Origin of the sequence: Salipiger bermudensis HTCC2601 (genome assembly GCF_000153725.1) — a bacterium.
Classification (GTDB): domain Bacteria; phylum Pseudomonadota; class Alphaproteobacteria; order Rhodobacterales; family Rhodobacteraceae; genus Salipiger; species Salipiger bermudensis.
On record NZ_DS022276.1, the window covers coordinates 2,390,538 to 2,404,823 of the forward strand.

Annotated in this window: 10 protein-coding genes and 1 pseudogene; 2 read left to right on the forward strand and 9 right to left on the reverse strand. The window is 68.4% G+C overall.

The window, feature by feature from the left end; translation table 11 throughout:
• Window positions 1–275 (forward strand): DUF2937 family protein (locus R2601_RS27300; protein ID WP_007798286.1); only part of this gene is annotated, 275 nt, incomplete at its 5' end.
• 170 nt (window positions 276–445) lie between these two features.
• Here R2601_RS27300 and glmM read toward each other — a convergent pair.
• From glmM to R2601_RS11445, 9 genes and pseudogenes are all read right to left on the reverse strand, one after another.
• Complete coding sequence (gene glmM / locus R2601_RS11405; protein WP_007798289.1) at window positions 446–1,789, reverse strand: phosphoglucosamine mutase; 1,344 nt, start codon at window positions 1,787–1,789, stop codon at window positions 446–448.
• Entirely contained in the window at window positions 1,779–2,789 is a 1,011-nt protein-coding gene (folP, locus tag R2601_RS11410) for a dihydropteroate synthase (protein ID WP_007798291.1), read from the reverse strand. Before folP ends, glmM begins: the two co-directional genes overlap by 11 nt.
• 56 nt (window positions 2,790–2,845) lie before the next feature.
• Window positions 2,846–3,757, reverse strand: a complete 912-nt coding sequence (locus tag R2601_RS11415; RefSeq protein ID WP_007798293.1) for a dihydroneopterin aldolase — start codon at window positions 3,755–3,757, stop codon at window positions 2,846–2,848.
• 174 nt (window positions 3,758–3,931) lie between these two features.
• Entirely contained in the window at window positions 3,932–4,561 is a 630-nt protein-coding gene (locus R2601_RS11420; protein ID WP_007798296.1) for a cell wall hydrolase, read from the reverse strand.
• Between the two features lie 171 nt (window positions 4,562–4,732).
• Window positions 4,733–7,288, reverse strand: a complete 2,556-nt coding sequence (locus R2601_RS11425; protein WP_007798299.1) for a putative PEP-binding protein — start codon at window positions 7,286–7,288, stop codon at window positions 4,733–4,735.
• Window positions 7,289–7,473: 185 nt separating this feature from the next.
• On the reverse strand, window positions 7,474–9,699 hold the full coding sequence (gene glyS / locus R2601_RS11430) for a glycine--tRNA ligase subunit beta (protein WP_007798301.1): 2,226 nt from the start codon (window positions 9,697–9,699) through the stop codon (window positions 7,474–7,476).
• A 97-nt stretch (window positions 9,700–9,796) separates the two neighbouring features.
• Window positions 9,797–10,657, reverse strand: a complete 861-nt coding sequence (locus R2601_RS11435) for a DUF1206 domain-containing protein (protein ID WP_040544635.1) — start codon at window positions 10,655–10,657, stop codon at window positions 9,797–9,799.
• A gap of 206 nt (window positions 10,658–10,863) precedes the next feature.
• A complete protein-coding gene (locus R2601_RS11440) occupies window positions 10,864–11,379 on the reverse strand; it encodes a DUF6446 family protein (RefSeq protein WP_007798307.1) in 516 nt (171 codons plus the stop codon).
• A 47-nt stretch (window positions 11,380–11,426) separates the two neighbouring features.
• Window positions 11,427–12,356 (reverse strand): annotated as a pseudogene (locus tag R2601_RS11445) (glycine--tRNA ligase subunit alpha).
• A gap of 176 nt (window positions 12,357–12,532) precedes the next feature.
• Between R2601_RS11445 and R2601_RS11450 the strand changes: the two are divergent.
• The gene (locus R2601_RS11450; protein ID WP_007798313.1) at window positions 12,533–14,272 is read left to right on the forward strand and encodes a serine protease; all 1,740 of its coding nucleotides are present in this window, start codon (window positions 12,533–12,535) and stop codon (window positions 14,270–14,272) included.
• Window positions 14,273–14,286: the final 14 nt, after the last annotated feature.

Here is a 14,286-nt window from a genome sequence, read left to right on the forward strand (position 1 = left end):
TCGCCGAGCGCACCTGGCAGGCCTATCGCCCGGGGGTGCCGATGACCGCCGAAGGCGCGATCTTCGCCGGAAGCGGGTTTGTCAGCGGCTGGCTTGCGGTGGCGTTCCTGCTGTCCCTGCTGAGCCTGCCATTCCGCCGCAGGCCTCGCGGGAGAGGGCGGCGGGTCGAGCCGGTGCTGCACCGCCCCACCCAGGCACCGCGCGGACACGGCCTTCGTGCCGTCAGGGGCGCTGCCCCTGCGCGCGCCGGGGCGCGCTTACCCCGGGATATTTAGAGCCAGAAGAAGACAGGGGCGTCTTCCCGGCTTCTTCTGGCCAAAAAATATCCCCGCCGGAGGCTGCCGGCGGGGGACGCTCTTGTTTCGCCGGAGGGATGCGTCATGCTCGAGCCGCGATCAGGAAACCTGTGTGCGCTTGCGCACGCCGCTTGATGAGAGGGGGCGGATCAGACCGCGGCCTTGACCTCGGCGACGATGCCTTCGACCACCCGGCTCAGCAGCGCCTCGTCCTCGCATTCCGCCATCACCCGGATCAGCGGCTCGGTGCCGGATTTGCGGATCAGCAGCCGGCCTTTGCCCGACAGCGTCGCCTCGGCCTCGGCGATGGCGCCCTGCACGCGGGCCGCCTCGAGCGGCGTCTGGCCGGCGGCGAAACGGACATTCTGCAGCAGTTGCGGCACCGGCTCGAAGCGGCGCGCCAGGCGCGAGGCGGGCTGGCCGGTGCGCACCATCTCGGCGAGGAACTGCATCCCCGCCATCAGCCCGTCGCCTGTGGTGGCGTAATCGGTCATCACGATATGGCCGGATTGCTCGCCGCCGAGGTTCCAGCCCTTCGCGCGCATCGCCTCGACCACGTAGCGGTCGCCCACCTTGGTGCGCTCGAGCCGCAGGCCGCGGCCGGTCAGGAAGCGCTCGAGCCCGAGATTCGACATCACCGTGGCCACCAGCGTGCCATCGACAAGCCGGTCTTCCTCGGCCCAGCGGGCCGCCATCAGCGCCATGATCTGGTCGCCGTCGGCAATGGTGCCGGTCTCGTCGATCAGCAGGATCCTGTCGGCATCGCCGTCAAGGCAGATGCCCACGTCGGCGCCGTGCGCCACGACCGCTTCGGCCGCGGCCTGAGGCTTGGTCGAGCCGCAATTGTCATTGATGTTCAGCCCGTTCGGAGAGGTGCCGAGCGGGATCACGTCGGCGCCGAGCTCCCAGAGCACCTCGGGCGCGGTCTTGTAGGCGGCGCCATTGGCGCAGTCGACCACCACCTTCATGCCGTCGAGCCGCATGCCGTGGGGCAGGGTGCCCTTGAGCCGCTCCTGATAGCGGAAGCGGCCATCGTCGATGCGCTTGGCACGGCCGATATTGCCGGCCTGTGCCGGGGCCACGCCGGCCTCGACCAGCGCCTCGATCTCGGCCTCGGCCTCGTCGGAGAGCTTGAAGCCGTCTGGGCCGAAGAACTTGATGCCGTTGTCATCCGCCGGGTTGTGGCTGGCCGAGATCATGATGCCGAGATCGGCGCGCATGGACGGCGTCAAAAGCCCCACCGCCGGGGTCGGGACCGGGCCCAGCAGCAGCACGTTCATGCCGGTCGAGGTGAGGCCCGCGGTCAGGGCGTTCTCGAACATGTAGCCCGAGAGCCGCGTGTCCTTGCCGATCACCACCCGGTGCACCCCGCCCTGTTCGCGGCGGAAATAGCGCCCTGCGGCGGCGCCGATCATCAGCGCCATCTCGGCGGTCATCGGGAAGGTGTTGGCGGTGCCGCGCACCCCGTCGGTTCCGAATAGCTTACGCGTCATGGCCTGCTCCCTGTTCGACTGCCTGCCACAGCGCGATGGCCTGGCGAGTTTCCGCGACATCGTGGACCCGGAAGATCTGCACCCCCTGCGCGATCCCGGCGAGCGCCACGGCGATCGAGCCGGGCGCGCGTTTTTTCGGATCGGGCGCGTCGCCGATGCGGCCGACGAAACCCTTGCGCGACACGCCCAGCAGGATCGGGCAGCCGAGCCCATGGAACAGGGCCAGCCCGTTCAGCAGCGCGAGGTTGTGCGCCTGCGTCTTTCCGAAGCCGATGCCCGGATCGACCACGATCTTGTCGCGCGAGAGCCCCTTGGCCTCGAGCATCTCGACCTGTTCCTCGAGGAAATCGTAGACGTCGAGCAGCACGTCGTCGTAGCGCGGCGCGTCCTGCATGGTCTGCGGATCGCCTTGGCTGTGCATGATGCAGACCGGCAGGGCGTTCTCGACGCAGAAATCGGCCAGAGCGGGGTCATGGGTGAGCCCCGAGACGTCGTTGACCAGTGCCGCGCCGGCGCGGATCGCCGCCTTCGCCACCGCCATCTTGCGGGTGTCGATCGAGATCGGCACGCCGGCCAGCGCCCGGATCACCGGCTCGGTGCGCGAAATCTCCTCCCCCGGGGCCACGTCTTCGGCGCCGGGGCGGGTGCTCTCGCCGCCGATGTCCAGAAGGTCGGCGCCGTCGGTCATCAGCCGCCGCCCGCGCAGCGCGGCCTCGGTGCTGGAGCCGTCGAGCCCGCCATCGGAGAAGCTGTCGGGCGTGACGTTGAGGATCGCCATGATCTGCGGCTGGCGCATGTCGAGCCCGAGAAGCGGCGCGCGCGGCGTGGTCAGGCGGGCCAGAGCGGCCTCCGGGATCTCGGAGGCGTGGATCCGCGTGACGCTGCCGTCGCGGCGATGCCGGGCGACATGGGAGAACCAGCGCGGGCCGCCGGCCAGCGGCAGGGCATCCTTGGGGCGGGGGGCGTCGGAGCGGACGAGGGGGCGGTAATAATCTCGCATGACCGGGTTGTGACGCCGCGCGCCGGGATTGGCAAGCAGCGGCGTCGCCGGCTGTTTCAGACTGTGACAGCGCGCGCCGGGACGGTGACGTCCTCGGGCAGGGATTCGCCGATCACCACCAGCTCGGAGGCTTCCATGTGCTCGGCGAACCAGCCCGCCAGCGCCACCGAGTCGCGTGGCCGCGAGGCCGGGCCTTGGGTGGCGTCGAGCACGATCTTGGAGGGCGCCCAGACGCAGATCTGGCCATTCTTCATCGCCCAGTCGAGCTCGGTGCGGGTCGAGACCACCTTGCAGCGCGGATCGCGCGCCGCCAGCATCCAGCCGTTCTGCTCGATGGCGAGCAGATCGACGCGGCGCTGCGCCAGAGGGTGGCCCGCCTGCGGTCGGTCCAGATCCGGCAGCCCGACGCAGAGGATCAGCGGGGCCGTCTCGGCGGCGAAGCCGTCGATCCAGCCGACGAGCGCGTCCGAGGCGATGGCGGCATTCGAAAGATAGACGATGCGCGGATGCGGGCGGGGCTGTGCCACCTCGTTGAGGTGGGCACCGAAATCGCGCTTCGTGCGGACGATCTCGACCCCGAGCGCGCCGGGGCCGCGGTCGAGCTTCTCGATGCGGACGAAGGCGCGCATGGCCTGCGGCTCGAGCAGGATGCGCTCGGCGATGCGCTCGGCGAGCGTTTCCAGCAGGTTGAGACGCTCGGCCTCGAGCTCGGTGCTGATCGCCTCGGTGACGCGGTCGTAACTCAGGATGCGGTCGACATCGTCATCGAGCGGCCCGCCCGAGGGCGTGACCTCGACCACCACGTCGAAGCGGATGCGCTGGGTGTGGCCGCGCTCGGCCTGAAAGGCGCCAATCTCGACCTCGCGCACATGCTCGCGCAGCGAGATGCGGTCGCGCGGCGCCTCGCCCTCGGTGGCGATGGCGCGCTCGGAGGGGTGCGCAAAGGCAAGGCGGATTTCGTCGGCCATGAGGGGCCCTCGCATGTGGTCTTCAGGGGGCCGCCGCAGCACTTCTCTCGCGAGAGGGTTACAGGAGGCGCGATCCCCTCCTGAAGGGGAGGGCCGGGCGGGTTGCCCGATATCCTATCGCAGCGAATGGCCGGGCGCGAGGGCCGGAAAGCGGCGCTTTGCGCCGCGCCCGCGTCAGTTGCTGCTGATGCGGTAATCCGGGCGGTAGAACTGGTGCACGCCGATCGCGGCGGTCTGGTTGAACTTGCGCGACCAGGACGGGTTCACCGCGGTGGTGTGGTAGTAGGTCGCGCCGCCGGTCAGTGCGCGCGGGGCGCCCGAGAGCATGATCTTGGCAACCTTGCCGACGCGCTCCCAGGCGCGGGGCTCGTTGATGTGCTCGGGGTTGCCGTCGCAGGTATAGGTGAACTGGCAGGCGTATTTCCGGCCGGTGCCCTGGCGGATCACGCTACAGACCGAATCCGGGAACTTTGCGCTGTCGACGCGGTTGAGAATGACCTCGGCCACGGCAAACTGGCCTTTCACGGTCTCGCCGCGAGCCTCGAAGTACAGCGCCTCGGCAAGGCACTCCCACTGGGCGCCGCCGCTGGCCTTGGGCTGGCTTTCGAGCCACGTGCGGTCGTAGGAAAATCCGCCCGGACGCGTTTCGGGCGAGACTAGCGCGTTGAAATGTGCTTTGGTCGCGGTATTGAGCCCGCGCTGTTCGAGCTTCACCAGACGGCGGATATTGTCCTGCTTCACTTCGGCAGCAAGCGGAGCGGCCGTCGCCAGCAGCGCCAGCGCGGTAAACATAGCCTTGATCATCTGTCCCTCTTTACGTCACGTCCCAGGTGGCGATTTCCCCAAAATCGCTCAAAATCGCGGCGTAATTAGTAAAATTGTTCCGAGCGGTCCAGCGCCCGGGACCGAAATGGGCGGATTCCGGCCCAAATACATCGTTAAGTTTACATATGTTGTGGCGCGGCAGCTGCGCGCCTACCCGATCTTGTCTCTAATTGCGAGTTGAGCGGCTGCTAGCCGTGCAACCGGAACGCGAAACGGGGAGCAACTCACGTAGTCGATGCCCGCGTTTCGGCAGAAGGCAATCGATTCGGGGTTGCCGCCATGCTCGCCGCAGACCGACAACATGACGCCGCCATTGCCCTTGCGCCCGCGTTCCACGCCCACCCGGATCAGTTCGCCGACGCCCTCGGCGTCGAGCCGGTGGAACGGATCTTCTGGGAACACGCCTTGCTGCACATAATGCGACATGAAGCGTCCGGCATCGTCGCGCGAGAGGCCGTAAGTCATCTGCGTGAGGTCGTTGGTGCCGAAGCTGAGGAAATGCGCGTGCTGGGCGATCTCGTCGGCACGCAGGCAGGCGCGCGGGGTCTCGACCATGACGCCGAGAGAATAGTCGAAATCGCGGCCGCGCTCGTTGCGCACCGCCGCCGCCACTGCGTCGATGCGGTTGCGCACCAGCTCGACCTCGCGGCAGGCCGAGACCAGGGGCAGCATGATCTCGGGCACCACCGGCGCGCCCTCCTTGGAGGCCTCGAGCGTCGCCTCGAAGATGGCCCGGGCCTGCATATCGTAGATCTCGGGCACCGCGATGCCGAGCCGCACGCCGCGCATCCCGAGCATGGGGTTGTATTCGCCCATGCTCTCGACCCGGCGGGTCACGTCCGAGACCGGCAGGTCGAGCGCCTCGGCCAGATCGCGCAGACCGGCGCGGTCGGAGGGCAGGAACTCGTGCAGCGGCGGATCGAAGAGGCGGATGCAGACCGGCATCCCCTCCATGATGCGGAACAGTTCGATGAAATCGGCGCGCTGCATCGGCAGCAGCCGGGCGAGGGCGGTCTTCCGGTCGTCGGGGCTGTCGGCGAAGATCATCTCGCGCATCGGTGTGATGCGCTCGGCCTCGAAGAACATGTGCTCGGTGCGGCACAGCCCGATACCCTGCGCCGCGAAATTGCGCGCCGTGGTGGCGTCGGCCGGGGTGTCGGCATTGGCGCGGATGCCGATGTCGCGCTCGGCATCGGCCCAGGACATGAAGACGTGGAAGGTCTCGTCGAGCGCCGCCTCGATCATCTTCGGCGCACCGGCAAGCACCTGGCCCGAGCTGCCGTCGACGGTGAGGGTGTCGCCCTCGCGGAAGCGGCGGCCATCCTCGGCCAGCAGCGTCTTGTCGTTGAGGCGGAAGCCCATGCGCGCCGCGCCCACGACGCAGGGCAGGCCGAGGCCGCGGCCGATCACCGCCGCGTGGCTGGTCATGCCGCCGCGTTCGGTCAGCACCGCCACAGCGGCGTGCATGCCGCGCACGTCCTCTGGCGAGGTCTCGCGCCGGACGAGGATGCAGGGCTCGCCGCGCGCCGCGCTGGCCTGCGCCTCGGAGGAGGAGAACACGATCTTGCCGGTCGCCGCCCCGGGAGAGGCCGCCACGCCGCGCCCGATGGCGTCGCGCTCGGCCTCGGGGTCGATCTGCCGGTGCAGCAGCTCGGACAGGCCACGCGGTTCGACCCGCATCAGCGCTTCCTGTTGCGAGATGATGCCGTCATTGGCCAGCCGCACCGCGATCTGCAGCGCCGCGCGCGAGCTGCGCTTGACCCGTATGGCGTCGAGGATGTGCACCGCGCCATTTTCGAGCGTGAACTCGATCTGCATCTCTACCCGCAGCTTGCAGCGCACCAGCGCGGCGTAGTCCTTCAGCGTCTCGAAGGCCCCGGGCGCCAGCTCTTCCAGCGAGGGGCCGCGCGGATCGCGCTCGAGATAGAGCGAGCTCTGCTCGCACTGCAGCGCCTCGCGGCCCTGGCTCTGGCTCATGTAACGGCCGGTGATCTGCGGCTGCCCGGTCTCGGAATTGACCAGCTGCAGCACGCCCGAGCCGCATTCGCCCATGCCGAGCCCCAGCGCCATCTCTTGCACGATGAGCCCCAGCCCGGCATCGACCGGCGCGCCCTTGGCCTGTCGCAGCAGCCGCGCGGTGGTGCCCTCCCAGGCGCGCGCCATCGAGCGCAGCACCTCGGCCAGCTGCACGGCGGGATCCTGCGGGAAGGGCTCCTCGGCCTCATCCTCGTAGCAGCGCAGCACGTCGCTCAGGCCTTCCTCGCCGGGGCTGTCGATCTCTTCGAAGACATCCGGATCGAGCCTCGCCACGTGGATGGCATAGGCCGTGACGAAGCGTTTGTAGAGATCCGAGGCAAGCTCGGGGCCCATGCGCTCGGAATACTCGACGAAGGCGGCGTCGTTCATGCCGATATTGAGCACCGAGCCGGGCCCGCCCCAATCGGGATCCTCCGAGGAGGGGCGCACACAGAGCAGCGCGCCGGGGGCGAACTCGCCGAGAATCGCGACCACGTCGGGCATTTCGCCCGCGGCGATGCGGTGCACGGTGTCGAAGCTCAGCGCCACGGTGCGCGGCACCGGCAGATCGAGCCGCACGAGCCGCTGCAGGCACTTGGCACGCCCCCCGTGGCTCGGCGTCGAGATCGGCGCCGATGGGGTGATGAGCGTGACCCGCGGGTCCTGGTCCTGTCGCAGCGTGTCGGGCACGGGAGATCCTGTTTTTCCGCAGTGCAGCATAACCCGGATCAGGGCAACCGCACCATCACCTTTTCAGGAGTACGTAAGGTTAAGACGCTGCGCCAAAGATGCCACCGCCGGGCGGGCGCGTGCAAGAAATCTCGGCACGCGCGCCGCAAGTCTTTGGTGCGGAAGGGCTTTCGGGCAACGCCCGCTCAGCCCTCGAGGCGGTTCAGATCGGCCACCTGAAGGCAGCTTGTGCGGATGCGCGACAGCAGGTTGAGGCGGTTGCGGCGCACCACCGGGCTCTCGGAATTGACCTGCACCGCCTCGAAAAAGGCGTCGATCGGCGCGCGCAGACCGGCCATGGCGGTCATGGCAGCGGCGAAATCTTCCTTTTCCAGCGCGGGCTTGATCTCGGCATCGGCGGCATCGAGCGCGGCGAACAGCGCCTTTTCCTCGTCGACCTCGGCAAACTTGGGGTCGGCGCCGAAGCTGTACTCGACCCCGTCCTTGTCCTCGGCCTGGGTGAGGATGTTGTTGGCGCGCTTGAAGCCCTGGACGAGGTTTGCGCCGTCCTCGGTGCCCAGCACCTCGCCGAGCGCCGTGGCGCGGCGCACCACCTGAGCGAGGTCGTCATTGCCGGGCATCGCCAGCACTGCATCAATCACGTCATGCCGCACGCCTTCGCCCTTGAGGTGCACCTTGAGGCGGTCGTGGAAGAAGGCGAGCAGATCGTCGCTGAGATCGGGGCGGTGGTTGGTGACCTCTTTGACCCACTCGGCCGCGTCGCCCTCAATCTCGTCGATCACGGCCTTGACCGAGGAGCCGAAGACGCCGTGTTGCGCGATCTCGCGCAGCAGCGCATCGCGCAGCTCCTGCTGGTCGCTATCAACGCCGGCTTCGATCTTGTGGCGCAGGATCTGCGCGTCGAAGAGGCGGTCGAGATGCAGGCGCAGCCCATTGACCAGCACCAGCCGGATCACGCCAAGCGCGGCGCGGCGCAGCGCATAGGGGTCCTTGGAGCCGGTTGGTTTCTCGTCGATCGCCCAGAAGCCGGTCAGCGTGTCGAGCTTGTCGGCCAGCGCCACGGTGACCGAGACCGGCGCGGTGGGCACGGCGTCGGACGGCCCGAGCGGCGAGTAATGCTCCTCGCAGGCCACGGCGACCTCTGTCGGCAGGCCGGCGGCCTCGGCGTAATAACGGCCCATAAGCCCCTGAAGCTCGGGGAATTCATAGACCATCTCCGAGCTCAGGTCGGCCTTGGCCACGCGCGCCGCCTGCTCGGCCAGCGCTGCGTCCGCGCCGACCATCGGTGCGATCTCGCGCGCCAGTGCCGCGATGCGCTCGATGCGGTCGCGCTGCGAGCCAAGCTTGTTGTGGAAGGTCACGTTGCCGAGCCGCTCGGTCCAGGCTTCCAGGCCCTCGTTCTTTGCGACACGCAGATCGTTCTCCCAGAAGAACTTGGCGTCGGACAGCCGGGCCGAAAGCACCTTGTTGTTGCCTGCGAGGATGGTCGCGCCGTCATCCGGCGTTTCCACATTTGCAACCGTGACAAAGCCTTCAATGCGGCTGGTGGCCGGATTCTTGACCGAAAAGAACTTCTGGTGCTCTTTCATCGAGGTCTGGAGCACTTCCGGCGGCAGCTCGAGGAACTGCGCGTCGATCTTGCCCATCAGCACCACCGGCCACTCGACCAGACCCGCCACCTCGGCCAGCAGCCCGCGGTCCTCGACCACTTCGAGGCCTTGGGCGAAGGCGCGGTTTGTCGCGTCATGCCAGATGGTTTCAGCGCGTTCCTCAGCCGAGAGGATGACCTTCGCGCGCTTCAGCCGGGTTTCGTAATCGGCAAAGGAGGTCACTTCGAAGGCGCCGTCGCCCATGAAGCGGTGGCCCTCGGTGGTCTGGCCCGCCTCGATGCCATCGATTTCCAAGGGCACGACCGCGTCGCCGGCCTCGGAGCTCAGGACGCACATGATGCGGTGCAGCGGGCGGACCCAGCGCAACGTGCCTGCGCCCCAGCGCATCGACTTGGGCCAGGGGAAGTTGCGGATCGCCGCTTCGAGCACCTCGGCCACGATCTCGGCCGCCGGGCGGCCCGGCTTCTCGATCACCGCGTAGAGAAAGGTGCCCTTCTTGTCCTCGCGCGCTTCGCATTGCTCGCGGCTGACGCCGGCACCGCGCAGGAAGCCCTCGATGGCCTTCTCCGGCGCGTCGACCTTGGGGCCGCGGCGCTCTTCGCGGGTGGCGGGGGAGGCGTCGAGCAGACCGCTCACGGTGAGGGTCAGCCGGCGCGGCGTCGAGAAGGCCGCGGCGCCGGCATAGGTCAGACCGTTCTCCACCAGACCGTCGGTGACGAGTTTCTTCAGATCCTCCGCGGCACGCGTCTGCATGCGGGCGGGGATTTCCTCGGAAAAGAGTTCGATCAGAAGGTCGGGCATAGTCTCACCAAAGCATCCGCCCGCGCCGGGATCGGCACGGGCTGTTGTTCGCTTCGGTGGATAACGGCCCCAAGGGCCGAGGTCCAGCGGTTAGCCGTCAGGCGGTGGCCTCTTGCAGCTTGCCCTCGGCCTTGAGCTTGGCACGGCGCGCCAGCGTCATCACGTCGTCGCCCGAGCGGCGCGGCACGATGCGGTAGGCGGCCTCGATGAAGTTCTCCACTGCAAAGCCGATCAGGCCGATCGCGACGACGCCCAGAAGGATGCGGCCATAGGCCACCGAGCGGATCTGGTCGAGCGCGGTGCCGACACCGCCGGCCTCTTGGGGATTGACGGTCATGCCGGCATAGAAGATGGACGCGCCGATAATGCCGATCACCACGCCCTCGGCGATGAGGCCGAACTTCATCACCGGATCGAGCTTGCGCGCGAGCGGGGTGACGCGGATGTCGCGCTTGTATTTCTCCTTGAGGCCCTTGTGTGCGTAGTAGATCCCTGCGCCGATGGTCACGAGCCCGACGGCCATCACCAGCCACGGCCCCCAAGGCATCGACATCAGCTTCTGTGTGGCGGTTTGCGCGCCACCTCCGCCACCGTTGCCGCCGCCCATCGCGGTGGTCGCCACCGACACGCCGATGGCGCCATGGATCACGCCGGTGATCGCCTGGCCGGCGCGGGCCACCATGCCCTTGGCATCGGTGCCCTCGCATTCGAGATCCATCCAGGCGTCGATCAGCCGCCAGATCATGTAGGCGATGAGGCCGATGGCAATCGCCCAGAGCAGCGCCACGCCCCATGGCACGCTTCGCAGCTCGGCGAGCGCATCTGTGGTGCCCTCGGCTTGGCCGCCTCTCCAGGCGGCCAGCAATGCAAGCCCCCCGACGACGGTATAAACGGCACCGCGCGCGGCATATCCGGCGCGCATTACGGGAACAACCCAGGCGGGCGCTTTGTCTGACATCACTGATCTCCTCGATTGAGGAGACAGCGCCCGGACCCCGCAAAAGGTTCCGTCCCATCGTTCGACAGGCGCGCAACCCCCTGTCTTCTCTGGTTCAAAATTACCTCGGGGGAATCGCAGCCCTGCTGCGATGGGGGCAGCGCCCCCGCTTGTCGCCTCGGTTCAAACCCGACGCGACGGCAGGCAGGCCTCGGACCCTTCCGGCCTCACTCCCGCGGCGGGCAGTCCTCGCCGAGCGGCGTGCCGTCATAGGCCTTGTCGCCGCAATCGTTGATCTCTTCCCAGATATAGCCGCGGCCGTCCTCGGTCACCGCGACCACCCGGTCGATGCCGTATTCGATATTGCGCTGCGCGGTATAGACATGCGCCTCGCCGGTCTCGACAAGCGTCCCGATCGCCTCGGCGTCGAAGCAGTCGAACCAGAACGGCGCATTGCGCGGCTCCGCGCCGTCGTAGTGCTCGAAGCGCGCGTCGAGAGCCTGCGGGCGCTCTGGCGTGGTGAAGCAGCCGCGGAAGCGGATCGGCGAGCTGGTGGCGTCGATGCCCTCGAAATCGCCATAGGGGATGTGTTCGGGCGCGCCGCCGTCGAGCGGCGTCAGGAAGACCTGCCCGGCATCGTCCTCGACACGCTCGTAGTAGTGGAACACCTGGAAATAGTAGACCCCGGCGCCGAAGAGCAGGGCGGTCACGATGATGGCGATGCCGAGGATCTTGCCGCTCATGTCTGCGCTCCGGTCTGGGTCTGTCTCTGGATGTCGGGCCGCGCGGCTCAGGCCGCGTGGCCGCCGGCCTCGGTCATCACGAAGCGTCGGCGCAGCGCTTGGCCAGCGCCCGGACCCGGGCCGATATAGGCCTGGCGCTCGGTGACCGAGATCACGCCGCGCGCGTCGAGCAGGTTGAACAGGTGGCTGGCCTTGATGCACTGGTCATAGGCCGGGTGGGCCATGACGATGCGCTTGCCGGTCTTGGGATCCACTGCCTCGGCCTCGAGCGCGCGCTGGCACTCGGCTTCGGCATCCTCGAAATGCTTCAGCAGCGTCTCGGTGTCGGCCACGTCGAAGTTCCAGCGCGAGTATTCCTCCTCGGTCTGGCGGAACACGTCGCCATAGAGCAGCGGCTGCGGCGATTGCGGGTCGTTGAACGGCATCTCCATGACGTGGTCGATGCCCAGCACGTACATGGCGAGGCGTTCGAGCCCGTAGGTCAGCTCGCCCGAGACCGGGGTGCAGTCATGCCCGCCGACCTGCTGGAAATAGGTGAACTGCGACACTTCCATGCCGTCGCACCAGACCTCCCAGCCCAGGCCCCAGGCGCCCAGCGTCGGGCTTTCCCAGTCGTCCTCGACGAAGCGCACGTCATGCATCGACATGTCGATGCCGATGGCCTCGAGCGAACCGAGATAGAGCGCCTGCAGGTCCGGCGGCGACGGTTTGATCAGCACCTGGAACTGGTAGTAATGCTGCAGCCGGTTCGGGTTCTCGCCGTAGCGCCCGTCGGTCGGGCGGCGCGAGGGCTGCACATAGGCCGCAGCCCAGGGCTTGGAGCCGAGCGCGCGCAGCGTGGTGGCCGGGTGGAAGGTGCCGGCACCGACTTCCATGTCGTAGGGCTGCAGCACGGCGCAGCCCTTGGCGGCCCAATAGGTCTGCAGTCGCAGGATGATCTCCTGGAAGCTCCGCGGTTTGGTGCTGGTGTCGGTCATCGCATCGGCCCTGTCTGAGAGTTGCGGACTGATTATGCGCCACAGGCGCAAGGGTCAATTGCGGGGCTGACCATATTTTGAGGTGACGGCCCGACCCGCTCTGGTAAACACGAGGACAGAGCAAAATAAGATTTCCGACGCAAGGGACAGATACAGGGATGTTGAGGTCAATACTGATGGCGGGCGCGACAACCGTGCTGGTCGCGCAGGCTGCCATCGCGCAGGAGCGGGTGTTCATCCAGATCGAGGCGCAGCCGAGCCTCGCGCAGGCCGAAGCGGCGCTGCGCGGCTATGCCAGCCGGCTCGACAACGTCAACGGCTTCTCGCTGGGCGGCGGCTGGTACGGCATCGCGCTTGGCCCCTACAGCCCCGACGACGCCGGACAGTTGCTGCGCAACCTGCGCGCCAACGGCGTGATCCCGCGCGACAGCTACCTCGCGGCGACCTCGGAGTACCGCGACCAGTTCTGGCCGGTGGGGGCAGGGCTCGCCACCGAAGCGCCGGTGCAGCCGGCGCCGCAGCCCGAGGCCGCAGAGCCGCCATCCGAGACGCCGGTGGTCGAGGCCGCGCCCGAGCCCGAGCCGCAGCCGGTGATCGACGAGACCCCGCGCGAGGCCCGTGCCAGCGAGGCGCTGCTCAACCGCGCGCAGCGCGAGCAGCTGCAAATCGCCCTGCGCTGGGCCGGGGTCTATGACGCCGGCATCGACGGTGCCTTCGGTCGCGGCACCCGCGGCGCGATGGCAGCGTGGCAGTCGCAGAACGGCTTTGACGCGACCGGCATCCTGACCACCGGGCAGCGTGCCGCGCTGATGGGGCAGTACAACGCCGTGCTCGACGGGCTCGACATGCGCATGGTGCGCGACGAGCGCGCCGGCATCCGCATCGAGATGCCCACCGCCGCCGTCGGCTTTGACCGCTACGAGGCGCCCTTCGCGCTCTACGAGCCGACCGGAGACCTGCCGGCGCGGGTGCTGCTGATCAGCCAGCCCGGCGACCGCCAGAGCATGGGCGGGCTCTACGAGATCATGCAGACCCTCGAGATCGTGCCGCTCGAGGGCCCGCGTGAGCGCAACCGCGACGGCTTCAGCCTGACAGGCGCCAACAGCCGCATCGTCAGCCACACCGAGGTCAGCCTGCGCGACGGGCATATCAAGGGCTTCACCCTGATCTGGCCCGCCGGCGACGAAGAGCGCCGCGAGCGCGTGCTCGGCCTGATGCAGACCAGCTTTGCCACCACCGACGCGGTGCTCGACCCGGCCGAGGTCAGCGACGCCGGCCAGTCGGTCGACCTCGTCTCCGGGCTCGAGATCCGCAAGCCCATCGCCACGGTCTCGGGCTTCTTCGTCGATTCCGGCGGCGCGGTGGTGACCTCGGCCGAGGCGGTGGCCTCCTGCGGGCGCATCACCCTCGACGATGTTTACGAGGCCACGGTGGCGGCGCGCGATCCGGCCCTCGGCGTCGCCGTGCTGCGCCCCGAGACGGCGCTGGCGCCGCGTTCGGTGGCAAGCTTCCGGCAGGACACGCCGCGGATCAATTCCGAGGTTGCCGTCGCGGGCTACCCGTTTGGCGGCGTGCTGAGCGCGCCCACCCTGACCTTCGGCGCGCTCGAGGATATCCGCGGCCTGCGCGGTGAAGAGCAGTTCGAGCGGCTTGCGCTGGCGGCGCAGCCCGGCGATGCCGGTGGTCCGGTGGTGGATGCAGGCGGTGCGGTGCTGGGAATGCTGCTGCCCAAGGCGCAGAACGGCCAGTCGCTGCCCGAGGATGTCGCCTTTGCAGCCGATGCCTCGGCCCTTCAGGCCTTCCTGACCGGCGCCGGGCTGCGCAGCTCGGTGGCGCAGGGCGAGGCCGCCATGGCGCCCGAGGATCTGACCGCCGCCGCCGGCGCGATGACCGTCAAGGTCAGCTGCTGGGAGTGATCCCGGCGCGGCCC